Genomic DNA, 25,969 nt, shown 5'->3' with positions numbered 1-25,969 from the left:
CGAGGATATGCCCGTGACCATTATAAAAATCCTGAACAGCCCACAGACCCTGTGGGAGCGAGCCTGCTCGCGAAAGGATCAACGCGGTCAGGACGATGCGCCGCAAGCTCGTTCCCAAGTGGGAACCCTCTGTGCCCTGGCATTGGCAGTGAGCCTGGCCGGTTGCGCCGGCCTGCCCGACCAGCGCCTGGCCAACGAAGCCCTCAAGCGCGGCGACACGGCGCTGGCGCAGCAGAACTATCAGCAACTGGCAGACCTGGGCTACAGCGAAGCCCAGGTCGGCCTGGCCGATATCCAGGTGGACAGCCGCGACCCCGAGCAGATGAGAAAGGCCGAGGCGACCTACCGCGCCGCGGCTGACATCTCGCCACGGGCCCAGGCTCGCCTGGGTCGCCTGCTGGTGGCCAAGCCCGGTTCCACCGAAGCGGAAAAACACGAAGCCGAAGGCCTGTTGAAGAAAGCCTTCGCCAACGGTGAAAGCAGCACCTTGATCCCGCTGGCGATGCTGTACCTGCAATATCCCCATAGCTTCCCGAACGTCAACGCACAGCAGCAGATCAGCCAATGGCGCAGCGCCGGCTACCCGGAAGCGGGCCTGGCGCAGATCCTGCTCTATCGTACCCAGGGCACTTACGACCAGCACCTGGACGAAGTGGAAAAGGTCTGCAAAGCCGCGTTGGCCACCACCGACATCTGCTACGTCGAACTGGCCACGGTCTATCAGAAACGCGGCCAACCGGAACAGCAGGCCGAGCTGATCAAGCAAATGCAAGCCGGTCACGCCCGCGGCGTGGTCTCGGCCCAGCGTGTAGACAGCGTCGCCCGAGTCCTGGCCGATCAGAGCCTGGGCAAGACTGACGAGAAAACCGCCCAGTCGCTGCTTGAAGGCATCGCCCCCGGCTACCCCGCTTCCTGGGTCAGCCTGGCTCAGCTGCTCTACGATTTCCCCGAGCTGGGTGACGTCGACAAGATGATGCAGTACCTGGAAAACGGCCGAGCGGCCGACCAGCCTCGCGCCGAGCTGTTGCTGGGCAAGCTGTACTACGAAGGCAAATGGGTGCCCGCCGACGCCAAGGTCGCCGAGGCGCATTTCCAGAAAGCCGTGGGCCGCGAAGTGGCCGCCGATTACTACCTCGGCCAGATCTATCGCCGTGGCTACCTGGGCCAGGTGTATTCGCAGAAGGCTCTGGATCACCTGCTCAAGGCCGCCCGCAACGGCCAGAACAGCGCCGACTACGCCATTGCCCAGCTGTTCTCCCAAGGCAAGGGCACCAAGCCCAACCCGGTCAACGCCTATGTGTTCAGCCAGTTGGCCAAGGTCCAGAACACCCCGCAGGCCACCGAGCTTGCCCAGACCCTCGAAGCGCAATTACCGCCGGAACAACTTGCACAAGCGCAACGCCTGCTACAACAAGAGCAGGCCATTCGCGGCGCAATGAGCCCCGATACGCTTGAACTGCAAGCCCTAAAAGAAGATGACGGCGAGGAACCTCTATGAAGCTTTTGAAGCTCAACCCTTTTGTGCAGGCTGGTATTGGCCTGTCGTTTGCCCTGCTGTGGTCCTGCCCGACCCTGGCGGCGCTGACCGAAAGCAAGAATTTCGGCCTAGAAGTGAAGATTACCGGCCAGTCCGAAGATGACCGCGACCTTGGCACCCAGCGCGGTGGCGATGTCAACGGCGTCGGCCTGGACCTGCGTCCCTGGATCTACGGGGAAAGCGGCGCGTGGAGCGCCTACGCCATGGCCCAGGCCGTGACGTCCACCGACATCATCGAGACCGACACCCTGCAGCAGTCGGATGACGCGACCCAACAAACCGACAGCGGCGACCGCGAGGCCAAGAAGAGCTACCTGGCCATGCGCGAGTTCTGGATCGGCTACCGGGGCCTGACCCAGTATCCGGGCGAACAGTTGAAATTCGGTCGCCAGCGCCTGCGCAATGACGACGGCCAGTGGCGCGACACCAACATCGAAGCCCTGAACTGGACCTTCGATACCACCCTTTTGCGCGCCAACCTGGGCGTGGCCGAACGTTTCAGCGAATACCGCACCGACCTCAAGGAGCTGTCGCCCCAGGACGAGGATCGCATGCATGTCTACGGTGACGTCGGCTACCAATGGATGCCAGGCCAGTGGGCCGGGATCCGCGCCCACCACAGCCACGACAACGGCAGCCTCGACTACCCGATCCCGGGCCAGGCCATCGACACCCTGGACAAGACCCAGAATGGCGACCTGACCTGGCTCGGCCTGGAAGCCAACAGCGACGCCTACAACTGGCGCAACACCAATACCGTCAATTACTGGGCAAGCGTCACCGGGATGACCGGCGACCGCGACACGGTCAACCCGCTCAACGCCGACGGCACCCGTCCGGCACAGCTCAAGCGCAGCGACGACGTCGACGGCTGGGCAACCGACCTGGGTATCCGCCTGCGTCTGGACCCGCAATGGCAAGTCGGTGCGGCTTATGCCCGGGCCAGCGAGGACTACGAACAGAACGGCCTGCAAAGCAACCGCTCGAACTTCACCGGCACCCGCTCGCGCGTCCATCGTTTCGGCGAAGCCTTCCGCGGCGAAATGGCCAACACCCAGAGCGCCAGCCTGTTCGGTTCCTGGCAGTTGCGCGACGAATACGACGCCAGCCTGGTGTACCACAAGTTCTGGCGCGTCGACGGCAACAAGACGGTGGGCAGCAATGGCATCAATGCCGTGCAAAACAACACCGACGACGTGACCGGCGCCATCTTGTCCACCTCGACCCTGCCGCTGCGCGATGGCGAGAAGGACCTGGGCCAGGAAGTCGACCTGGTGGTCACCAAGTACTTCAAGCAAGGCCTGCTGCCGGCTGCGCTGAGTCAATCCATAGATGAGCCGTCGGCGCTGGTGCGCTTTCGTGGCGGCGTGTTCAAGCCAGGCGACGCCTATGGCAAAGAGGTCGATTCGTACATGCATCGCGCCTTTGTCGACGTGATCTGGCGCTTCTGATGCGAACGGCCATGGGAGTGCCCGATATGAACCGCTACCTCAGGAACAGCCAGGCGATGAAAGGTTCGATCAGCCTGTTGGCCGCGGCGATGCTGCTGGCCGGCTCGTCGGCGTTCGCCAACGTTGAACCGGTGGTCAAGCCGGGCAACGTGGCCAAGGAACTGCAACAAGCCAAGACCTACACCGTCAGCAGCGCGCCAACCGCACCGCTGGAACTGGCCGCGCCCACCCTGCCCGACCTCTCCGGCTACACCGCCGAAGCGGTCGCGGCGAAGATCGTGCGCAGCAAGCCCGGCAAGGTCAGCGTACGGCGGATGATGCAGGAAAACGCCTTGAAGGACTTCATCGGCGGCGACAACAAGATGGCCGAGTGGGTGGTGCGCCAGCACGGCATCCCGCAGGCCATCTTCATCGACGACGGCTATATGAACCTCAAGGACCTGGTCAAGAAGGTGCCCAAGCAGTACCTCAAGGAAACGTCGCCAGGGGTGTTCCTGGCACGGATTCCGATTGTCGTGGGCGAAAAAGGCATCCTGGAGATCGACAAGCAGACCCAGGAACTGCGCCTGTCCCAAGAGGGCGGCTCGTTCCTGGTCAACGATGGCCGGATGTTCATCAGCGACACCAAGGTCACCGGCTGGCGCGAGAAGGACAACGGCCCCGCCACGTTCCGTTCGCCCAATGAGTTTCGTCCGTTCCTGCTGGCCTGGGGCGGCACCGAGACCTACATCGTCAATTCGAAGATGGCCAGCTTCGGCTACGCCAACAGTAAGTCGTACGGGGTGAGTATTTCCCAGTACACGCCAAACATGGCCAAGGTCCTCAAGCGCCCGGAACCGACCGGCTGGATCATCGGTTCCGAGTTCTCGGACATGTGGTACGGCTTCTACTGCTACGAAACCAATGACTTCGTGGTCAAGGGCAATACCTACAAAGACAACATCGTCTACGGCATCGACCCGCACGACCGTTCCCATCGGCTGATCATTGCCGACAATACTGTGTTCGGGACCAAGAAGAAGCACGGGATCATTATTTCCCGTGAGGTCAACGACAGCTTCATTTTCAACAACCGCAGCTACGACAACAAACTCTCGGGCCTGGTGATCGACCGTAACAGCATCAACAACGTGATCGCCTACAACGAGATCTACAAGAACCACACCGACGGCATCACTCTCTATGAGAGTGGTGACAACCTGCTGTGGGGCAACAAGGTGATCAGCAACCGCCGCCACGGCATCCGGATTCGTAACAGCGTGAACATCCGCCTGTACGAAAACCTGTCCATGGCCAACGGCCTGACCGGCCTCTACGGCCACATCAAGGACCTGTCGGACACCGACCGGGACATCAAGCTCGACCCGTTCGACGCCCAGGTCTCGCTGATCGTGGTCGGCGGCGAACTGGCCGGCAATGGCAGCGGCCCGCTGTCCATCGACTCGCCGTTGAGCGTCGAGCTGTACCGCGTGTCCATGCTCGCGCCGACCAAATCCAGCGGCATCAGCTTCACGGGGATCCTGGGTGAACGCCAGGACGAAATCCTCGACCTGCTGGTGCGCCAGCAAAAAGCCGTGCTGATCGACCCTGTCGAACGCCAGACCGAAATGCGGGACTGAGGAATGACCTTTATGAACCCACACATGATCAAACTTCTGGGCCTGTCCGCCCTGACTGCCGGCATTCTCGCCGCCGCAAGCGGCGCGCGCGCCGATGAAGTCAAAGCACCGACGTTTACGGCCGAACCGTGCTGCAACCTGTGCCCGGCTGCCCACGACGCGAAGAACTACACCACGCGCTACCAGCAAAACTTCACCACGCTGGTGCAGGCCCAGGGTGACTGGCTGTTCCGTACCCAGGAAGACCTGCGCACGGAATTCAACACCACGCCGGCCGGCTACAAACGCATGCAGCAGCTGCACGATGCGTTCAAGAAAAAAGGCGTCGAGCTGGTGCTCGTCTACCAGCCGACCCGCGGCCTGGTGAATCGCAACAAGCTCAACCCGCAGGAAAAGGCCGCGTTCGACTACGAGAAAGCGCTGACCAACTACAAATCCATGCTCGGCCGTTTCGCCCAGATGGGTTACGTCGTGCCGGACCTGTCGCCGCTGACCAACGAGAACCTGCCCGAAACCCTGCCGGCCCACGATTTCTATTTCCGTGGCGACCAGCACTGGACACCTTACGGTGCCCAGCGCACGGCGAAAATCGTCGCCGAGAAGGTCAAGCAGATCCCGGCCTTCGCCGACATTCCCAAGCGTGAGTTCGAAACCAAGAAGTCCGGCCGCATGGGCAAGACCGGCACCCTGCACAACATGGCCGGGCAACTGTGCGGCACCAGCTACGCGATCCAATACATGGACCAGTTCACCACCGAGCCCAAGGGCGAGGCAGGCGATGGCGACCTGTTCGGTGATTCCAGCGATCCGCAAATCACCCTGGTGGGCACCAGTCACAGCGGCAAGAACTACAACTTCGCCGGTTTCCTGCAGGAAGCCATCGGCGCCGACATCCTCAACGTGGCCTTCCCTGGTGGCGGTTTGGAGGGCGCGATGATCCAGTACCTGGGCAGCGAAGAATTCCAGAAGAACCCGCCGAAGATTCTCATCTGGGAATTCTCGCCGTTGTATCGCCTGGACCAGGAAACCATCTACCGCCAGATGATGGCGCTGCTGGACAACAACGGTTGCGAAGGCAAGCCGGCACTGATGAGCAGCAAGACCAAGCTCAAGCCGGGCAAGAACGAATTGATGGTCAACAGCAAGAATATGGACCTGCGTAACGGCAGTCACCAGGTCGACATCCGCTTCGCCGACACCTCGGTGAAAACCTTGCAAGCCACCCTCTGGTACATGAATGGGCGCCACGAGGACATCAAGATCGAAAAACCGAACACCTCCGAAACCGACGGACGTTTCGCCTTCCAACTGCGCACCGACGAGGACTGGGCTTCCCAGAACCTCCTGGCGCTGGAAGTCCAAGGACCTGAAGCCGGCAAGGAGCCACTGCAAGTGGAAGCGAAAGTCTGCAAACGCAACGCATCTCCGCAAGCCGAGCAACAAACGGCTCAAATCGGACAATGAGGTCTCGTCTCATGACCAGAATCATGCGCACCCGAACGTTGAAAACGCTGCTGGCGCCGTCCCTGCTGACCCTGGCGATGTTCGCCGGGGCCACGCAGGCCGCGGCTCCACTGCGCCCGCCACAGGGCTACTTCGCACCGATTGAAAAGGTCAAAGAAGGCGACGGCGGCAAGGGCTGCGAGGCCGTGCCGACCCCGTACACCGGCTCGCTGCAGTTTCGCAGCAAATACGAGGGCTCCGACAAGGCTCGCGCAACGCTGAACGTGCAATCGGAAAAAGCCTTCCGCGACAGCACCGCCGACATCACCAAGATCGAGCGCGGCATCAGCAAGCAAGTCATGCAGTTCATGCGCGACGGTCGTCCCGAGCAGCTGGAATGCACGCTGAACTGGCTGACCGCCTGGGCCAAGGCCGATGCGTTGATGTCCAAGGACTTCAACCACACCGGCAAGTCCATGCGCAAATGGGCATTGGGCAGCATGGCTTCGGCCTATGTGCGCCTGAAGTTCTCCGAGTCGCGCCCGCTGGCGAACCATCAGGAGCAGGCGCAACTGATCGAAGGCTGGTTCAGCAAGATGGCCGATCAGGTGGTCAGCGATTGGGACAACCTGCCGCTGGACAAGACCAACAACCACTCGTACTGGGCCGCCTGGTCGGTCATGGCCACGTCCGTGGCGACCAACCGCCGCGACCTGTTCGATTGGGCCGTCAAGGAATACAAGGTCGGCGTCAACCAGGTCGATGCCGAGGGTTATCTGCCCAACGAGCTCAAGCGCAAGCAACGCGCCCTGTCCTACCACAACTATGCCCTGCCGCCGCTGGCGATGATCGCCAGTTTCGCCCAGGTCAACGGCGTGGACCTGCGCCAGGAAAACAACGGTGCCCTCAAGCGACTGGGTGACCGGGTGCTGGCCGGGGTGAAAGACCCGGACATCTTCGAAGAGAAGAACGGCGAAGAGCAGGACATGAAGGATCTGAAGATCGATTCGAAATTCGCCTGGCTCGAACCGTTCTGCAGCCTCTACACCTGCTCCGAGGATGTGCTGGAACGCAAGCACGAGATGCAACCGTTCAAGACCTTCCGCCTCGGCGGTGACTTGACCCGGGTGTACGACCCCTCACGGGAGAAAGGCGAAAAAGGAAGCTGACACCCTTCTCTCTGCCTGGCAGGGAAGTGGTCTGTTTCAAATGCAATGCCCCCCGGTTTTCATGGGGGGGTTTGGGGGGCTCTGGCCCTTGACTGTTGATTCAACAAGGAGAGATCGGGATGGTATTTTCATCCAATGTGTTCCTGTTCCTGTTCCTGCCGATCTTTCTCGGCTTGTACTACCTGAGCGGGCAACGCTATCGCAACCTGCTGCTGCTGATCGCCAGCTATGTGTTCTATGCCTGGTGGCGCGTGGACTTCCTGGCCCTGTTCGCCGGCGTGACCCTGTGGAACTACTGGATCGGCCTGAAAGTCGGCGCCGCCGGTGTGCGCACCAAACCGGCCCAGCGCTGGCTGCTGCTCGGCGTGGGCGTGGACTTGGCCATCCTGGGCTATTTCAAATACGCCAACTTCGGCGTGGACAGCCTCAACGCAATCATCACCAGCTTCGGGCTCAACCCGTTCATCCTGACCCACGTGCTGTTGCCGATCGGGATCTCGTTCTACATCTTCGAGTCCATCAGCTACATCATCGACGTGTATCGCGGTGATACGCCGGCGACCCGCAACCTGATCGACTTCGCGGCGTTCGTGGCGATCTTCCCGCACCTGATCGCCGGCCCCGTGCTGCGTTTCCGTGACTTGGCCGACCAGTTCAACAACCGCACCCACACGCTGGACAAGTTCTCCGAAGGCTGCACGCGCTTCATGCAGGGCTTCATCAAGAAAGTGTTCATCGCCGACACCCTGGCGGTGGTGGCCGACCATTGCTTTGCCCTGCAGAACCCGACCACGGGCGACGCCTGGCTCGGTGCCCTGGCGTACACCGCGCAGCTGTACTTCGACTTCTCCGGCTACAGCGACATGGCCATCGGCCTGGGCTTGATGATGGGTTTCCGCTTCATGGAAAACTTCAAGCAGCCCTACATCAGCCAATCGATCACTGAGTTCTGGCGCCGCTGGCACATCAGCCTGTCGACCTGGCTGCGTGACTACCTCTACATCACCCTGGGCGGTAACCGCAAAGGCACGCTGATGACCTATCGCAACCTGTTCCTGACCATGCTGCTGGGTGGTCTGTGGCACGGTGCGAACATCACCTACGTGATCTGGGGTGCCTGGCACGGCATGTGGCTGGCCATCGAAAAAGCGGTGGGCATCAACACCACGCCACGCAGCATCAACCCGATCCGCTGGGCACTGACGTTCCTGCTGGTGGTGATGGGCTGGGTAATCTTCCGTGCCGAGAACCTGCACGTGGCCGGTCGCATGTACAGCGCCATGTTCAGCTTCGGTGACTGGTCGCTGTCGGAACTGACCCGCGCCAACCTCACCGGCCTGCAGATCGCCACGCTGGTGGTGGCCTACGCCACCCTCGCCTTCTTCGGCCTGCGGGACTTCTACACCAATCGTCCGCCGGTCAAGGCCAAGCCTGAGATGGACACCGAAGCCAATGGCCCGGCCACTGCGCAACCGGGGCTGATCAAGGCTGTTCCGGGCGACAACCCGTCGACCATCCATGAACCCGGCTACACCGTGGGCGTAGAAGCCCAGGTGCAACCGGCCTACTGGACCGTGGACTGGTCACGCTATGTGATGCGCACCCTGGTGTTGGTGCTGTTCATCGCCTCGATTCTCAAACTGTCGGCGCAAAGCTTCTCGCCGTTCCTTTACTTCCAGTTCTGAGGGATCCGGACATGACCCGCTCATTACGCATCTTCTACGTCGCGCTGTTTATGTTGATCCTGACGGCGCTGGGTATTTGGTCGATGCGCAGCTTCCTTGGCTTCAGCACCAACCCCGATGCGACCGTGCTCAACGGTCGCTGGGCCAAAGCCGTGGAAACGCACTACGACGATGAATTCCCGATCAAGCGCCTGGGCACCAATATCTGGGCCGCGCTGGACTACAAGCTGTTCAACGAAGGCCGCAAAGGCGTGGTCCTGGGCCGCGACCAGTGGCTGTTCAGCGACGAAGAGTTCAACCCGATCGTCAACGAAGAGCAGAACCTGCAAGGCAACTACGCGCTGATCGAAGGCGTGCGCCAGAAGCTCAAGGAACAAGGCATCACCCTGGTCATGGCGATCGTGCCGGCCAAGGCGCGCCTGTATCCCGAGCACCTGGGTGAAGTGAAGCCTTCGAGCATTCACGCCAACCTGTACCAGGACTTCCATGCCCGCGTGGCAGCGGACAAGATCGTCGCCCCTGACCTGCTCGCCCCGCTGCAGCAGGCCAAGCAAAGCGGCCAGCAAGTGTTCCTGCGCACCGACACCCACTGGACGCCGGAAGGCGCGCAAATTGCTGCGGAACATCTGGCCAAGGCCATTGCCGAACGCACACCACTCAACGGTGAGCCCCAGCGTTTCGTCACCGAGCCTGCGGAGAAAATCATCCACAAGGGCGACCTGCGCCAGTTCCTGCCGCTGGACCCGCTGTTCGAAAACCTGATGCCGGCCCAGGAGCCGCTGGTCAAGCGCAACACCCGTGAAGCCGATGACCAGCCGGCCAGCGAGGACGCGTTGTTCGCCGATGCCCAGGTGCCTGTGGCCCTGATCGGTACCAGCTACAGCGCCAACCCCAACTGGAACTTCGTCGGTGCACTCAAGCAAGCCCTGCACAGTGATGTTGTGAACTACGCCGAGGACGGCCACGGCCCGATTCTGCCGATGCTCAGCTACCTCAAGAGCGACGCTTTCAAGAACAGCCCGCCACAGGTGCTGATCTGGGAGTTCCCTGAACGTTATCTGCCCGTGAACAACGAGATCGGCGACGCCGATCCACAGTGGGTCGCCGAACTCAAGCAAGCCGGCGCCCGCCAACAGAACGTAGCTGCAAACACACAATCCGAGACGCCCGATCGGGCGCAAAACTGAAAGAGAGGTCCACCATGACTTTCAACACTACTCCTCGCCGTCTCGCTGCTCGCTCCTTCAAGGCCGTTGCCCTGGTCGCCAGCATGAGCGCCCTTTCCTTCTCGGCCTTCGCCGGTGACTCGGCCCTCTATGGTCCGGTCGCGCCAAAAGGTTCGAGCTTCGTGCGGGTCTACAACGCCAGCAACGCCGAAGTCAGCGCCACCGTCGGCAGCACCAATATCAGCGACGTAGCCCCACTGGCCAGCAGCGACTTCAGCTTCATGCCTGGCGGCGACTACAGCGCCAAGGTAGGCAGCCAGACCGTACCGGTTAAACTGGCTTCCGATCACTATTACACCCTGGTCAACAACGCCAGCGGCCAGCCACAACTGATCGAAGAACCACCGTTCAAGAACAAGCAGAAATCCCTGGTACGCGTACAGAACCTCAGCGACAAAGCCCTGACCCTCAAGACTGCCGACGGCAAGACCGAAGTGGTTCCGAACGTAGCGGCCAAGGGCCGTGGCGAGCGTGAAATCAACCCGGTGAAAGTCAGCCTGGCCCTGTTCGAAGGCGACAAGAAAGTTGGCGATCTGAAGCCAGTCGCCCTGGAGCGCGGCGAAGCGGCCGTGCTGTATGTGACCGGTTCGGGTAGCAACCTGTCGCCGGTCTGGGTCAAGCGCCCGGTTTCCACCCGCTGATCATTTGCCCGGGTGGCCTGAGGGCCGCCCGGGCACGGAACAAAAACAAGAGAGTGAAACGACAGAACGCAGTAGCTCTAAAACCATTTCGATTTTGTAGGAGTAACACACATGATTCCGGTGATCTTGTCAGGTGGTAGCGGCTCACGTCTTTGGCCGCTTTCGCGCAAGCAGTTCCCTAAACAGTTCCTGGCCCTGACCGGCGAACACACCCTGTTCCAGCAGACCCTCGAGCGCCTGGTGTTCGAAGGCATGGACACCCCGATCGTGGTCTGCAACAAAGAGCACCGCTTCATCGTCAACGAGCAGCTGTCCGGCCAGAACCTGGAGGCCCAGCGCATCCTGATGGAGCCGTTCGGTCGCAACACCGCGCCAGCCGTGGCCCTGACCGCGATGATGCTGGTCAACGAAGGCCGCGACGAACTGATGCTGGTGTTGCCAGCCGACCACGTCATCGAAGATCAGAAGGCCCTGCAACGCGCCCTCGCCCTGGCAACCGTGGCCGCCGAACGTGGCGAAATGGTGCTGTTCGGCGTACCGGCCACCAAGCCGGAAACCGGCTATGGCTACATCAAGTCGACCAACGATGCGCTGCTGCCTGAAGGCGTGAGCCGCGTCTCGCACTTCGTCGAGAAACCCGACGTCAAGCGCGCCACCGAGTTCGTCGAAGCCGGCGGTTACTTCTGGAACAGCGGCATGTTCCTGTTCCGCGCCAGCCGCTTCCTCGAAGAACTGAAGAAGCACGATCCGGACATCTACGACACCTGCCTGCTGACCCTGGAGCGCAGCGAGCAGACCGCCGACACCATCACCTTCGACGACGCCACTTTCGCCTGCTGCCCGGACAACTCCATCGACTACGCCGTGATGGAAAAAACCCAACGCGCCTGCGTAGTGCCGCTGTCGGCCGGCTGGAGCGACGTCGGTTGCTGGGCATCGCTGTGGGAAGTCAACGCCAAGGACACCAACGGCAACGTCACCAAGGGCGACGTCGTGATCCAGGACAGCCGCAACTGCATGATCCACGGCAACGGCAAGCTGGTGTCGGTGATCGGCCTGGACAACATCGTCGTGGTGGAGACCAAGGACGCCATGATGATCGCCCACAAGGACAAGGTCCAAGGCGTCAAGCAACTGGTCAACACCCTCAACGCCCAGGGCCGCACCGAAACCCAGAACCACTGCGAGGTCTATCGTCCGTGGGGCTCCTATGATTCGGTGGACATGGGCGGTCGTTTCCAGGTCAAGCACATCTCGGTCAAGCCGGGCGCGTGCCTGTCGCTGCAGATGCACCACCACCGTGCCGAACACTGGATCGTGGTCAGCGGCACCGCCGAAGTGACCTGTGACGAGAACGTGTTCCTGCTCACTGAAAACCAGTCGACCTACATCCCGATCGCGTCGGTCCACCGCCTGCGCAACCCGGGCAAGATCCCGCTGGAGATCATCGAAGTGCAGTCCGGTAGCTACCTGGGCGAAGACGACATCGAGCGTTTCGAAGATATCTACGGTCGTTCCACTCCGATCGAACGCGGCGTGTCGGTGAAGACCATCGCGCAGTAACGATCAGCAGAACAAGAAGCCCTCATCCAGCCCACTGCGTCCCCTATCCGCAGTGGGTTGGGTGGGGGCTTTTTAGTTCTTTCTTCGAAAATTCATTAACAATCCGGGGTATGAATCTGCATTACGCATGATCACAGCGACACGTACCCGTGGATTTTTAACGAATGCCGTCCTTCGTTCCTCTGGGGACTTAGCAGGCGATTGTCCCGATTGCTTCAGAGAAGCATTAATGGTCCCTTCGTACGCTTTGCGACCACTGGAGTTCATTCGTTCCTCTATAGGTCCCTGGCTTACAACATCCTCGGACATTAAAATTTTGAGCAGGGGATAAGTATCAATATCTTCTGAAGTTGCGTCCGCCGGCAACGTTTCTGGAAGATACCAAAAGTCCCGAACATGCTGGCCTCCCCCAGCATACATGGCATGGGCAGCCTCATGCACTAAGGTACTCGCCACCCCTAGAACATGTGATTTTTCAATCAGATCCAAACTCAACCATACATTATGATGTTGACTGTTGTTATATGCCGTCTCCCCATTGACCCCAGCTCGTCCAAACTTCACCAACCCTAGCCTCCAGCTATCGCTCCCCTTGAGGTCGCGCAGGTAATTACTTAAGTCATTCAGCTTCTCTTGCAAGGCTATTCGTAGACCATCGGTGCCCTTCTCGTTGGCAAGAGCATCTTTTCCAAAAAATTTTTCGAAAAGTATCTTGGTGCTTGAACTCAGCGTGCTTGAGGATAGCGCCTTCATCGCCTCACGCAGCCAGAGCTCACCCTCCGTGAAGGCAGCGTCAACCTTTTGCCTCGCTGCTTCTGGAAAGTTCTCCAGCCCGCGGGCGATAAGTACGCTGCCCGTATCCATCGCCTTTGTCTCAGACTCATTTAGTACATCGAAGCGATTGTCAGCGGTCACTTGGAAACTGTTCCCGCCTGAGTCGTCCTTATAACTGAGTGGGCAGTTCCTGAGCATCCGGAACAGATTGAATCCGTCAACTTGCCCCGCCGGATCCGGGTTCACCCAGCGCTGCAACCAGGGGATGTAATAACGAAAACCATAGTAGTAAAGCCCCGTCGCATCCCGCTCCTTGCCCGAATAACGCACCGTTTTGTAACCCACCTCGATCGCGTCTTCCCCAGCTAGATAAGCAGTCTCACCAAAGGGATAAAAATGCTCACGGCTGATAAGCCGTCCATCAAGGGCGACCTCCAGGCCGATCGAACCCAGATGATCGGTAACGCTGAATCGGTAAGCGTCGTTCTCTCCGGTCGGCGGCGTGTTTTCCCAATGCAACACCCGAACTTCGCTGAGCCCAACCTGGGCGACGATCACTTGCAATGCCTCGCCCGTGCCACTGTCGGCACGCAGCTCCAATCCCGGCAGATAACGCACCTCGGCGGCCAGCGTACGAGTGCCAGTGTGCAGCGTGCGCAGCTTGCGCACCCGTTGGCCCCCGCCGTCGTAGACGTACGCCTCGCTGTCGTTGAGACCCGAGTCGCGCTCGATGGGCGTAACCGAATCCAATTGGTTGCGTAAGTCCCAGGCCAGGAACCGACCCGCGTCCAGTTCCAGGCAATTACCTCGCGCATCAAACGCGGCTGCAATTTCTTCTTCCGTGGGTGGCACACCGTTGCGGTACGGCAAGCAGCGATTACTGTAGCGAGCCGCTTTGATTTCGCGACCATGACTTTGAGCGCCGATGTGCGTCAGCTCCAATAAATTACCGGCCTCATCGTAGCGATAGGTTTGCCGATAATTGCTGACCGCCGCCGGGTCGTTGCGCCCCACGGAGTCGGGCCCCTGATTGCTCGTGCCCGCCTCCCAGCCGGTGGCTTCGATCAGTTGGTAGAGACTGTCGTAGACAAAGCGACTGATCGGGTCGATGCGCTGGTTGGCGAAATAGCGTACTGGCTGGGCCAGGTCCTCAATGCCCAGCACATTGCCCATGGGGTCATAGTCGTAGCGCAGATGTTGCAACACCTGGCCGGCGCGCACGGCTTGACGCTCCATCAGGCGCCCGTCTTCGGGGCTGTACGTAAGCGTGGTCCACAGGCCATTGCCGGCCATCTCCTGTTCGATCCGCCCCTGGGCGTCGTAGCGAATATCACTCACCAAGGACTGCCACTCCCCCTGCCCCTTCAGCAGCAATTGGCTGCCAGACAGCCGACCATCGAGCGTCAAGCTCTGGGATTGTTGATTTTCCCTGGCATCGACCTGCTCCAGCACATCACCCAGCGGGCCGACGCACCATGTCGAAACGGCGCCGTCGCCGGGTTCAAGCAAGGACTCGCGGTCGGCTTCAAGCTCCAGCCAATCGGGCAAAGCCGCATCGAGGATGAAACGACGGTCCTGCATGAGGTTTTGCCCGGTCAACGCAAAGGACGCCAGCAACAAGGTACCCGCCGTGTCGTCATGGCGGATCAATTGCCGGTACTGGTTGTACTCCTGATCGCCCTGGCCCGGATATCCGTAGGTCATGCGCTCGGTGCACCGACGCGGCATCTCGTCACCTTGCTCGAACACCGCCACGGGACGCAGCGAGTCATCGTAGAGCGTCTCCCGTCGCGTGCCTCGACCATCCCAGCCCAGCAAGCCTTCGTCGGCGAGGCCTGGCAGACCGATCTGGATGCCGGCATCGACGCTGTCCGTAAGCAGGGTGGCGCCGGACAGCGAGTAAATCGCCGAGAGATTGGCCGGCGCCGATTCATCGGTCTGCTGCAAGGCCCACAAGCGCGAATCCCATTGTTTAATCGCACGTCCCGCCACGTCAAAGAGATTGCGATTGAGGCGCAGCTGCGTGGCGCTCCTCTCAAGGCCGCGGCAATAGCCGACCGAGCGAACCGCAAAGCGACGCGGATCGGAGACAATCAGTGTTGGTGTTCGATGATCCATGCCCATCAATCCAGTGTCCCGTCGTAGCGCCAGGGTTGTTGCACGTCATCTAAGCCAAGGACCAGCACCACTGCCTACTGTCAGATGTCACAGTGGCGACCGGCGGTAGAGAAGGAAGAAATTTCCCTGCTGCCCAATTGCTCCAATGCATGGCTTCACCACCTATGCAACCCAGGCAAGATCCCGCCGCAAATCATCGAAGTGCAGTCCGACAGCTACCTGGGCGAAGATGACATCGAGCGTTTCGAGGATATCTATGGGCGCTCGACGCCGATCGAACGCGGCGTGTCGGTGAAGACCATCGCGCAGTAACGATCAGCAACACCGATCAGTCGTACAAGAAGCTCCCATCCAGCCCACTGCATCTCTATCCGCAGTGGGTTGGGTGGGGGCTTTTTATATTTCCTGGCCATCCAACGCTTAGCTTGATGCTGAACGGCGCAACATCCTGGCTTTTACTACGTATCTATGCGCCGTTCCGAATCGCTTTGCGTCGTCCATATAGGCATTTCCTTTCGGGATAAATTGCAACGAAGTTATTTTGATTTTGTTGTATATCGGAAACGTCACTTCGCCCTCAGATGCATATAACCCTTCTGAAACCCCCGCATGTCCAGAGTCCAGCTCGAAGTGCCACATTATTGATTTACCGGATACATACCCCATGCTTGGGTCCTTTGCCGTTGACATGATCAACGGAGAAGTGATTTCTAAATCCAGCATTATTTCTGTAGCGGTGTCAGCGTGCCGTTCTGTAAATTCGGCAAGCCATGTGTAGCTGTTCAATACGGCTGGCGAGTCCCCGCGAAAAACTTCCGTCACATCTGCTCGATGATAGCTGGACCATTCTGAGTCTATTTCCCCCATGACACTTTGGACTTCCAGAGCTTTCTCATGATCTATATTTCTCGCAGGCGGGATCATGTTATTTCCTACCTCACGCCACGCTGTTACGAATTCATCCTTATCAGCAATCAGGCTGTAATGCTCTATACCAAGCTTCTGAAGGGTGATTGAAAATGACGAGTAGTAAGGGTATTCGCCCCCTTGCTGCTTATACAACGCGGGGTCTTTTTTAATGACCCATTTTTTTTGACGGGTTGCTGGGAAGCGGCCCCTGGTGGCGGGTGGGGCAGGCCCGGCGCAGACGGCGGTGGCGGAGGAGGCCCCGGCGCAGAAGGCGGTTGGGGAATAAATGGCAGCGGCCTGAACGGCGGAGCACTGGGTGTAACTGACGTTTCACTTCCTTTATCACCCGCCGCCTCTACCTTTATGCGCCCATCCGTATCCACAAATGTCAGCGGATTGTTACTCACCATCACAAACAGGTTCAAACCGTCCACCGCCCCCGCCGGATCCGGATTCACCCAGCGCTGCAACCACGGGATGTAATAACGGAAACCATAGGAGTAAAGCCCCGTCGCATCCTGCTCCTTGCCCGAGTAGCGAACGGTCTTGTAGCCGACCTCGATCGCATCCTCTCCAGCCAGATAAGCCGTTTCACCGAACGGATAAAAATGCTCCCGACTGATCACCCGCCCATCTTGGCCAAGCTCCAGGCCGACCGAGCCCAAGTGATCGGCAACGCTATACCGATAGAGATCGTTTTCCCCAGTCGGCGGCGTACTTTCCCAATGCAGGACCCGAACCTCGCTGAGCCCGCCCTGGGCGATGATCACCTGCAGCGCCTCGCCCGTGCCACTGTCAGCACGCAGCTCCAATCCCGGCAGATAACGCACCTCGGCGGCCAACGTACGAGTGCCGGTCTGCAGGGTGCGAAGCTTGCGAGCCCGCGGCCCGCCACCGTCGTAGACATACGCTTCGCTGTCGTTGAGCCCGGAGGCGCGCTCGATGGGCGTGACCGACCTCAACTGGTTGCGCAGATCCCAGGCCAGCAACCGACCCGCGTCCAGTTCCAGGCAGTTACCCCGCGCATCAAACGCAGCATCGATTTCGTCCTCGGTGGGCGGCATGCCGTCGCGGTAAGGCAGGCAGCGATTGCTGTAGCGCGCCGCTTGGATTTCCCGGCCATGGCTTTGCGCACCGACGTGAATCAGCTCCAGCAGGTTACCGCCCTCATCGTAGCGGTAGGTTTGCCGATAGTTGCTGAACGCTGCCGGGTCGCTTCGCCCCAGCGAGTCGGGCCCTTGATTGGCCGTACCGGCCTCCCAACCGGTGGCTTCGATGAGTCGATAAAGACTGTCGTAGGTAAAGCGACTGACCGGATCGATGCGTTGGTTGGCGAAGTAGCGGACCGGCTGGGCCTGGTCTTCGATGCTCAGCACGTTGCCCATCGGGTCATAGGCATAGCGCAAGTGTTGAAGCACCTGGCCGGCGCGCAGGGCTTGGCGCTCGGACAAGCGTCCGTCCTCCGGGTCATACGTGAGTGAAGTCTGCACGCCGTTGCCGGCTGTTTCCTGCTCGATTTTTCCTTCGGCGTCATAGCGAATATTGCTCACCAGCGCCTGCCAATCGCCTTGCCCTGCCAACAGCAATTGGCTGCCGGACAGCCGGCCATCGAGCGTAAGGTCCTCTCGTTGTCGATTGCCCCTGGCATCGACCTGCTCCAGCACATCGCCCAACGGCCCAAAGCGCCACATCGAAACGGCGCCTTCTCCCGGCTCCAGCAGATGTTCGCGATCGGCCTCAGCCTCCGGCCAATCGGGTAAAGCGGCATCGAGGATGAAGCGGCGATCCTGCGTGAGGTTTTGCCCGGTCAAGGTAAAGGACGCCAGCGACAAGGTGCCCGCCGTGTCGTCGTGGCGGATCAATTGCCCGTACTGGTTATGGTCCTGGTCGCCCTGGCCCGGATAGCCATAAGCCATGCGTTCGGTACACCGACGCGGCTGCCCATCGCCTTGCTCGAATACCGCGACGGGGCGGAGCGAGTCGTCATAGAGGATGTCGCGCCGTGTCCCTCGGCTGTCCCAGCCCAGCAGAACTTCGTCGGCGAGGCCCGGCAGGTCAATCTGCGTGCCCGCGTCGACACTGAGCGTATGCAGCGTGGCGCCGGACAACGAATAAACCGCTGAAAGATTGGCGGGCGCCCGTTCATCCGTTTCCTGCATGGCCCAGAGGCGCGGATCCCACTGCCGGATTGCCCGTCCCGCCAGGTCAAAAAGATTTCGGCTGATATACGGCTGCGCAGGGCCATCCTCAATAGTGCGGCAATAATCGACCGAACAGATCACCAAACGACGCGAGTCCACGACGGTCAGCCTTGGCGTTCGATAATCCATGCCCATCCATCAAACCTCTTGTCACGACGCCTTGGCGGTTCGCTGCATCCAAACAGCCGCAGATTCCGCTGGCTACTGTCAGGAATGACGGTGGCGACCAACGGCCCCCCTTTCGTGCGGATGTCCATCCAGGCTCCTCTTCGATAGGATGGTGGTCATGACTTCGCGGAGTTTTGTTCCATGTTAATTGGCGTACTGCTTGTCATCACCTGGCTCATCCTGCTGTTGCGCTACCCGGCCAAGGCCTTGCCGGTTTCCCTGGCAGCATTCGTCGGCCTGGGGCTGGTGGCGGCGTGGGTGCTCTGGCAGGAAAACCGCGAGACCCGGCAACTGGCCCGCCTGGACCTGAGCATTGCCTACGCGCCCGAACACTGCCCGGCCGATCGGCCGCTGTTGCTGAAAATACGCAATGGCAACGATGTTCCGTTGACCCAACTGCACTGGCGAGTCGCGGCCTATGCACCCGGCGATACCATCAACCTGGCCGACAACCTCTACAGCTCGCCGCGTTATCGCGGCCCCGGCGACTTGCAGCCCGGCGCAGACTGGCAGGATTGCCTGCCGATCCCGCCACTGCGCCCCGGCTATCGCCCGCAAACCCTGGAATTTCGCGCGGAGCGATTGCAAGGTAGCTTCTCCAATTGACCTCCCCTTCAGCTTCTTGCACAAGGAATGCGCCATGCCCGTTGCGTTGATCACCGGATGTTCCAGCGGCATCGGCCGCGCCCTCGCCGATGCTTTCAAGGCCGCCGGCTACCAGGTATGGGCAAGCGCGCGCAAAACCGAGGACGTGGCGCAGCTAAACGCCGCGGGTTTCACGGCGGTGCAACTGGACGTCAACGATGGCCAAGCGTTGGAGCAACTGAGCGAACGGATCAACCAGCAACACGGCGGCCTCGATGTGTTGGTCAACAACGCTGGCTACGGGGCCATGGGCCCGCTGCTGGACGGCGGCGTGCAAGCGATGCAGCGTCAGTTCGAAACCAACGTGTTCGCCATCGTCGGCGTGACGCGCGCATTCTTCCCGGTGTTGCGCCGGGCCCGGGGATTGGTGGTAAACATCGGCAGTGTTTCCGGCGTGCTGGTCACGCCGTTCGCCGGCGCCTATTGCGCCTCGAAGGCGGCGGTGCATGCCCTGAGCGACGCACTGCGCATGGAACTGGCACCGTTCGGTATTCGCGTCATGGAAGTCCAGCCTGGCGCGATTGCTTCAAGCTTTGCCAAGAATGCCGGGCATGAAGCCGAACAGCTCATCAGCGAACAATCGCCGTGGTGGCCGTTGCGCGATGGCATCCGCGCCAGGGCCAGGGCCTCCCAGCACAATCCGACCCCGGCCCATGAGTTCGCCGCCGGGTTGCTGAAGGCCGCACGACAACCCAAGCCCCCCCGCCTGCTTCGCCTGGGCAACGGCAGCCGGGCCTTGCCCTTGATCGCGACATGGCTGCCCTCCGGTTTGCTACAGAAGGGGTTGATGAAGCGGTTCGGGTTGAAAGGTTCTCTTTGATCGCACCGCAGTCTGCCAACGCCAGCCAGCTCCCCCTGCGCAATGAGACCTGCTGGCGAGTCGTTCAAATTGGCGACCTGTACGGCCACCAGGCATGCACCAAGGCCTCGGTAGCCTGGGTTGAAGCTTGTACCGCCTCAGCGGCCTGGACGAATTTTATGATCAGCCATGCCCGGCGCAATTGATCCGAATTGAGCTCGATGTCCGTGGCGCCCCAGGGCACCTCCCCTACCGGCTCCAGAGGGGGTTGCGCCTGGGGAGGATGGGCCAGGCTGTCCATAAGTTCCAGGGGCCATTGAGAGGTATCCAGCCCTCCATCATAGGCATCGCTCAGGCTTTCGATAATGGGATCCCACTTGCTCTCGAAAGCCCGCCAGATGGGGGACATTTCCTTGAGATAGGGTGCCCAGGAGAGCGTCTCGAATTGCGGCTCTCCTTCCGTGAGGTCCTTCAACAAGTGGCTGACGAAAAGCGCCTCGGTCGCCTGGGCGTTGAACACCTGGGGGCTCCATCCCTCATTGATGGCCTGCAGACCAGCCCAGATTCGATAGTGCTGAAACATGAATCGAGAAAAATTGTTCAGCATGGGTTGCGCCAGGTCCAGGCAGAAATAGCGGAATAATTGCAGGTGCACCTCCAGCTCATCCAGGGCAAATGTCCGATGGCGCACGCTGGGTTCCAGGCGTGAGAAAATACGCGACTGCAGCGCCTTGAAGCGCTCATCCAGATCGGTGACCCGCTGGCGCATGAACGCCATGGAACCGTCCAGATTGAAAAGGCGCTCGGCGGCTCTTACGCCGCGGCTGTTCGGCTCGGAGGCATTGATTGCAACATCCTGCGCCCCACCAAGACGAGCCATCTCGTTGCTGAGCCAGTCGAGGAATCTCGCATTGGCGGGGTTTTCGCGAAGCTGTTCGAATGCACTGCGCAGCCTCTCGTTCGCGACCCAGAGGTCACGGCTATATCCAAAGTCATACTTCGCCGCTCGCAGCCTGGCGATCTGGCTCACCGGTAGAGGGTTGTCGTACAGGTTCACACCCAACAACCGGCGATCCGCCTCGTTACGGGGCAACACCGATAGCATGGATTCCACTTGGGTAATGGCGTTGCCCTGCAAGATCACATAGAGCGCACGGCAGGGCGTGCGCTGCCACAGCTCAATGACCGTTGCAGGGATTTCCCTGAGTTTCGCTTGGCTCAGATCCAGGAATGCCAGCTCAGTCAATCCGGACAGACTCGGCAAATCGGTCAGCCGATTGCCGCTCAGGTCCAGTCCGACCAGACGATCCAGATGGCCAAGAAACGCATTGTTCTGCTCATCCAAGACCAACCGGCTATCGCTCAGGCTGAAAAACTCCAATTGCCTCAGCCGACCGATGGCGTGCAGCAGCTCGGTGCCGAACCAGAGGTTATTCTTCCACACCAGATGTCTGAGCCGCGGCAACATCGCCAGCGCCTCGATCGCCGAGGCGGCGCGTTGAACCTGCGCAGCCTCCGGACCACTGGACACCCCCGAGAGTTCGATCCATTCGAGTGTGGCGCTGGGTGTTTGGGCAAGCAGGGGCGCAAACACCTGATCGTCGAAAACAAGGGGGTTTTCATTCATCAGGAGAAACCGCAACCGAGTCATGCCGGCAATAGCGGAAGGACAACGTGGGAGGCGATTATGAGCCAGCGAGAGCTCGATGAGCGCGGGAAAGTGACTCAAGAAATCCGAGGGATCTTCACTTAAGGCCAGCCCCTTGAGCGAGACTGCTTCGACATGACTGAAATCAGCTGTCAGCCTCGGCAGTTTCCCTATTGGGCAAGACTCCACCGCCAAACCCAGCACGGTGCGTTGCCGGGTGGGAAAACGGATTTCACGGCGCCAACTGCGGCGCAACGCCTTGCCAACTCTCTTGCGCAAAGCCATCCTGACGGCCGGATCATCATGTTCCACGACATGGAGCTTGTCCTGGTCTTGCTCCCAGGTTTCCAGGCTTTCGTCGAGCGCTTTCCACTCGGCTTCTTTTTCACTGATCAGCTCGGCCAGGCGTTTGCCCGTTTGCTCGCTGCGTGCCTGGAGTTCGGTCATCACCTGGGCGCAGATCGTCGCGTCTGGATAGAGCGCCTGAAGGCGAGATTGCAAGGTCGCCCTGCGCTGCCACGATCCCCGTCCTCGCCCGCTCATCGGGTAGCCCAGATGCTCGCCCACCCGTTCCGGGGAACGTACGTTGTCAAGTCGCGATGGGCGAATACCCAATGCCGAGCGCAGTTGCTCGCGATGTCCCAAGGCATGCTCCAGCAGACGGCTGCGCAGCTTGTCCTGTTGCCAAATGTCCAGGCCCAGCCTGCGGCGTGCCGAGTCAGGCAGGGCCCGTAGCAAGGCATCTTCCAGGCTTGTGGGCGGGCCGAGTCCGTTCCCCGTCTCGTCGAAAGGCTCGTAGCGACCGTCATGGCGGCGAATCGTCTTCAGCGGTCCGGTTTCGCCAGCGTCCAAAGGGTCGGCAAAATTGCCGTCGAGCTGCAATTGCACACGTACCGGCTCTGCCAGCCCTATCAACTCGGACGCGAACAGCCTCATGACCAACCGATCCCGGTCATTGCCGGAAACACCGGCCTTGAGCGCCTCCAGTGCACGCGCTACACGTAGTTCACGCAGCACTTCAACCGTTCGTTGGGCAAGGCTCTGCGGTACGCGACCGCTGCTCAGGCCATGTTGTTCTTCGACGGTCATACCCGACAGCAGGGCATCCGTCACCGGCTCCGGCAAGTTCGGAAAGGCGCGGCGCAGGAGCGCGGCGTACGGATGCCGCGCAGCAAGATTGGCGAAGTTATCGATCAAACGGTAACCGGAGCGCTCCAGCCTGTCAGCCAACAGGGTGGCGAGACGGCGATGAGTAATGGCAGGGGCTTCCCAGGGGGTTTCAGGGCCCAGCAAAGCGCTCTTTTCGCGGGCGTCGAATTGCCAAAGCAAGCGTTCCTGCCATTGACCGGTGCTGAATGCGTTACCGTCGAGATGCAACTCGGGGCCTTCTCCGGCAATAAGAAAAGAGGCACGTTCATCCATGTAGCGAAACGCACGACGGGCCGGCCAACCGGGCAACTCCGTCAGCAACTGGGCAACGCCCAGGGGCACGCTCTGCAAGGGCTGATTGGCACGCAGCCGGGCCATCGCTACCGATATTTGCGCGCGGGCTGAAAGACGCCGGGCCATGTAGGGCAACAGTTCCGGCAGTGGCTCGCCGTTCACGGCCAGGTAGCGCAGGCGATCATCGCTGATGCCCAACAATTGTTGAGCATCGTTCAGGCTGACTTTTGACAACGCTTGCAGTCGAGGGTCGATTTCCTGCAGCAAGCGTGCGCCTTGCATGCCCAGGGGATCTCGATGCATCCAGCGCCACCCTGTCGCTCGGCGCCACTCCAGGGCTGGAGCTACGCCACGGTAATCGGGGGCAAGCCTGAGACGCAGGTCACGCTCTTGACCGGTTACCTCGTAGAAGCGTCCATCTATTTTCACCCAGGCATCATCCGCAGCGCGCCACACGCCATAGGGGTCGACAGTCGCATGGGCGGGCGGCGAACGCAGGCTGGCGAACGCCTCGGTGCGACCGTGCCAAAGCCGCTCATGCCCCTCGATCGTGACCACCGGGCTCATTTCATCAAGCAGATGATTGGCTCCGAACGCACCTACCCCGAACGTCGCGGCGCTCATCGCGGCGCTGAAAAGATGCTGGATCGCTTCCAGCCGTTCTCCCAGGTTCAGCGCGTGGGCGCCTTCATACACATCCAGGATGAATTGCCCCATTCCCAGCGCAACCCCTGCCCAGGCCAGCGGCTCGACGCCTGGCAGGAACATGCTGATGCCGCTGAAAAATTGCAGTCCGGCACCCAACCACATCCAGGTTTCTCCAATCAGCACGTCTCGATCAATATCAGCCACCGAGCGGGCCTGGCTCGATGCGCTGCTCAGCACAACGCTGCGCCACTCACGGTACAAGCCTTGCCAGAAGTCCCCACGTAGTCCATGGCCCTTGACCAGGTTCCTTTCCCCCTTGCGCAACAGTTCCACCAGGGCTGGGTCGCTCCAGCTTCTATGGGGCAGGGGCAGGAGTCGGGAAAAGAATGCCGCATAGCGAAGATCTCCCAGACGCTCGGACAGATCATCCTGGAACGCTACCGAGCTGGGATATTGCTTGATGGGCGAGACGGGGTCGTCAGGTATGTGGACCACGATCGGTACCAGTTGCCCCGCGCGTTGGGGTTCGCTCCAAAAGACACGCACCCCCGGCAGGATGACGTGGTGCTCCGCCCGCCACCGATCGCTCAGTTCCAGGCCGCTGGCGACCGCTGTTCGCAGCGGTTGCAGGACAACGGAGACGTCGAGCTGCACGCCAAACGCCGCCAGGATGCGTTCGCCCGTGACGTCCAGCAGTCCCTGCATGCGGGCTTGCTGGGCGTCGTGTCGCAACTGGTTTTTTTTGTATTTTATGTAAGTCGCCGCGATGGTTGGCAGGGAGGCCGCATCGTGGGAAAGCTGGGGGAGCTGGCGCCGCAATTCGTGGGCGTAGGCGGCTCCAGTATCCAGATCGCGACAGAGCTTGGCGAAGTCATGCATCTGCACAAGAGACGCGCTGGCATCCTCAGGATAAAGTTTGAATCGACTGCCCCGGAAGAAAGCCTGGGCCTGCGTATCGGAGGAGGTGAAATTGATCAGCGCATATTCCAGCAGCGAGCGCTTTTCAGGTGCACGCGGTGTACACACCGGCGTCGACGTACCTCCCCCAGGTATGGGGTAAGTTGCACAGTCATCCCGAAAATACCTGATCAGTTCAGAACGCTCCACGTCGACGGTCGCGCCGAAGAGACGATCCAGATGCAACTGCATGCGTGACAGCGAAAAGTCGCGCAGGGACGGGATACTGTCTATCGCTTGGCTGAAGCGATGCCCGGCCTCGGCAAGGTCAAGGGCGGCCTGCTGCAGTTTCGCCTGTTCGGCCTGGTCGGCATCCAGCAACCACTTGGGCAACTGGCGGCGTATGAAATGGTGATGAGTCAGCTGGGTCATCGAGAGTTTCCTTCAGTCGAAGACACCAGCTTGGACGGGCCAGGGACAGGCCGGGTGGTACATATTTACTACAACCGAGGGGGGCTCAGCGCACGACGGGCGGGTCGACCACCACGGTGCAGGTCATCCCTGCCGCCAGCAGCACACCGTCCGGCACTTCGTCGAGATGGATGCGCACCGGCACGCGCTGGGCCAGGCGTACCCAGTTGAACGTGGGGTTCACGTCGGCGATCAACTCGCGGCTCTCGGGGTTGTCGCGGTCATAGATCCCCCGGGAAATACTTTCCACGTGGCCCTTGAGCACCTCACCGCTCATCAGTTGCAACTGTGCCGAATCACCCACCCGCACCTTGGGTAGCTTGGTTTCTTCGAAGAAGCCATAGACCCAGAATGAGTTCATATCCACCACGGCCATTTTCGCCTCGCCGATGCGCGCGTAGTCGCCACGGTGCACGTTGAGGTTGGTCACGTAGCCATCCACCGCCGCGCGAACCTCGGTACGGGCAAGGTTCAGTTCAGCCGCCTCCAGTTGCGCCTGGGCCTGCTGGTAGTCGGCCAGGGCCGAGTCAGCGATGTTGCTGGCGTCGTCGCGGTTCTCCCGGGAGATCACCAGGCTGTCGAGGTCAGCGCGCCGGTGGGCATTGACCTTGCGCATCTCCCAAGTGGCCTTGCGCGACGCCACCAGGGAGCGCGCCTGTTTCACTGCGATGCGGTAGTGCTCGGCGTCGATGCGCATCAGCAAGTCGCCCTTTTTCACCAACTGGTTGTCGCGCACCGGCACCTCGATCACCTCGCCACTGACATCGGCGGCGACATTGATGATGTCGGCCCGCACCCGGCCATCACGGGTCCAGGGCGTGTTCATGTAATGCACCCATAGCGTACGGCCAATCCACAGCGCCAGGGCCAGCACCAACAACGTCGCCAGCAGGCTGAAAAACTTCTTCATCGCA

Annotated in this window: 16 protein-coding genes and 1 pseudogene; 12 read left to right on the top strand and 5 right to left on the bottom strand. The window is 60.5% G+C overall.

The window, feature by feature from the left end:
* Positions 1-13 precede the first annotated feature (13 nt).
* The 9 genes from algK (at position 14) to JZ00_RS13960 (ending at position 12,334) form a co-directional block, all read left to right on the top strand.
* Positions 14-1,498, top strand: a complete 1,485-nt coding sequence (algK, locus tag JZ00_RS14000; protein ID WP_039591656.1) for an alginate biosynthesis TPR repeat lipoprotein AlgK — start codon at positions 14-16, stop codon at positions 1,496-1,498.
* A 5-nt stretch (positions 1,499-1,503) separates the two neighbouring features.
* Complete coding sequence (locus JZ00_RS13995) at positions 1,504-2,988, top strand: alginate export family protein (RefSeq protein ID WP_039591657.1); 1,485 nt, start codon at positions 1,504-1,506, stop codon at positions 2,986-2,988.
* Between the two features lie 26 nt (positions 2,989-3,014).
* A complete protein-coding gene (gene algG / locus JZ00_RS13990) occupies positions 3,015-4,607 on the top strand; it encodes a mannuronan 5-epimerase AlgG (protein WP_039591525.1) in 1,593 nt (530 codons plus the stop codon).
* 12 nt (positions 4,608-4,619) lie between these two features.
* Entirely contained in the window at positions 4,620-6,071 is a 1,452-nt protein-coding gene (locus JZ00_RS13985) for an alginate O-acetyltransferase (RefSeq protein WP_039591526.1), read from the top strand.
* Positions 6,072-6,082: 11 nt separating this feature from the next.
* Positions 6,083-7,219 carry a mannuronate-specific alginate lyase gene (locus tag JZ00_RS13980; protein ID WP_039591527.1) on the top strand — a complete coding sequence of 379 codons (1,137 nt, stop codon included), beginning with the start codon at positions 6,083-6,085 and terminating at the stop codon, positions 7,217-7,219.
* 119 nt (positions 7,220-7,338) lie between these two features.
* Positions 7,339-8,904: an MBOAT family O-acyltransferase gene (locus JZ00_RS13975; RefSeq protein WP_039591528.1), complete on the top strand. Its 1,566-nt coding sequence runs from the start codon at positions 7,339-7,341 to the stop codon at positions 8,902-8,904.
* An 11-nt stretch (positions 8,905-8,915) separates the two neighbouring features.
* The gene (locus tag JZ00_RS13970) at positions 8,916-10,091 is read left to right on the top strand and encodes an alginate O-acetyltransferase (RefSeq protein WP_039591529.1); all 1,176 of its coding nucleotides are present in this window, start codon (positions 8,916-8,918) and stop codon (positions 10,089-10,091) included.
* A gap of 14 nt (positions 10,092-10,105) precedes the next feature.
* On the top strand, positions 10,106-10,771 hold the full coding sequence (locus tag JZ00_RS13965; protein ID WP_039591530.1) for an alginate O-acetyltransferase AlgF: 666 nt from the start codon (positions 10,106-10,108) through the stop codon (positions 10,769-10,771).
* A 111-nt stretch (positions 10,772-10,882) separates the two neighbouring features.
* The gene (locus JZ00_RS13960; protein ID WP_039591531.1) at positions 10,883-12,334 is read left to right on the top strand and encodes a mannose-1-phosphate guanylyltransferase/mannose-6-phosphate isomerase; all 1,452 of its coding nucleotides are present in this window, start codon (positions 10,883-10,885) and stop codon (positions 12,332-12,334) included.
* A 72-nt stretch (positions 12,335-12,406) separates the two neighbouring features.
* On the opposite strand, the gene JZ00_RS13955 is transcribed toward JZ00_RS13960, so the two are convergent.
* Positions 12,407-15,232, bottom strand: coding sequence for an RHS repeat domain-containing protein (locus JZ00_RS13955; protein ID WP_082112088.1), 2,826 nt, complete (start codon positions 15,230-15,232; stop codon positions 12,407-12,409).
* A 141-nt stretch (positions 15,233-15,373) separates the two neighbouring features.
* Between JZ00_RS13955 and JZ00_RS13950 the strand changes: the two are divergent.
* Positions 15,374-15,538 (top strand): annotated as a pseudogene (locus JZ00_RS13950) (mannose-1-phosphate guanylyltransferase/mannose-6-phosphate isomerase); the annotation flags it as partial.
* A gap of 108 nt (positions 15,539-15,646) precedes the next feature.
* On the opposite strand, the gene JZ00_RS13945 reads toward JZ00_RS13950, so the two are convergent.
* Both JZ00_RS13945 and JZ00_RS13940 read right to left on the bottom strand, forming a co-directional pair.
* Complete coding sequence (locus JZ00_RS13945) at positions 15,647-16,288, bottom strand: hypothetical protein (protein WP_152668431.1); 642 nt, start codon at positions 16,286-16,288, stop codon at positions 15,647-15,649.
* Complete coding sequence (locus tag JZ00_RS13940) at positions 16,216-18,471, bottom strand: RHS repeat domain-containing protein (RefSeq protein WP_082112087.1); 2,256 nt, start codon at positions 18,469-18,471, stop codon at positions 16,216-16,218. Before JZ00_RS13940 ends, JZ00_RS13945 begins: the two co-directional genes overlap by 73 nt.
* 174 nt (positions 18,472-18,645) lie before the next feature.
* Here JZ00_RS13940 and JZ00_RS13935 point away from each other — a divergent pair, with 174 nt between their 5' ends.
* Entirely contained in the window at positions 18,646-19,110 is a 465-nt protein-coding gene (locus tag JZ00_RS13935; protein WP_039591534.1) for a hypothetical protein, read from the top strand.
* Positions 19,111-19,144: 34 nt separating this feature from the next.
* Positions 19,145-19,969 carry an SDR family oxidoreductase gene (locus JZ00_RS13930; protein ID WP_039591535.1) on the top strand — a complete coding sequence of 275 codons (825 nt, stop codon included), beginning with the start codon at positions 19,145-19,147 and terminating at the stop codon, positions 19,967-19,969.
* A 64-nt stretch (positions 19,970-20,033) separates the two neighbouring features.
* Here the strand turns inward: JZ00_RS13930 and JZ00_RS13925 are convergent, their stop codons facing one another.
* Both JZ00_RS13925 and JZ00_RS13920 read right to left on the bottom strand, forming a co-directional pair.
* Positions 20,034-25,016: a leucine-rich repeat domain-containing protein gene (locus tag JZ00_RS13925; RefSeq protein ID WP_039591536.1), complete on the bottom strand. Its 4,983-nt coding sequence runs from the start codon at positions 25,014-25,016 to the stop codon at positions 20,034-20,036.
* Between the two features lie 85 nt (positions 25,017-25,101).
* A complete protein-coding gene (locus JZ00_RS13920; protein ID WP_039591537.1) occupies positions 25,102-25,965 on the bottom strand; it encodes an efflux RND transporter periplasmic adaptor subunit in 864 nt (287 codons plus the stop codon).
* Between the last annotated feature and the right edge of the window lie 4 nt (positions 25,966-25,969).

It is taken from the genome of Pseudomonas frederiksbergensis (assembly GCF_000802155.2).
Taxonomy (GTDB): domain Bacteria; phylum Pseudomonadota; class Gammaproteobacteria; order Pseudomonadales; family Pseudomonadaceae; genus Aquipseudomonas; species Aquipseudomonas frederiksbergensis_A.
The sequence above is the reverse complement of the archived record's forward strand: the minus strand, read 5'-3'. Positions and strand labels throughout refer to the sequence as shown.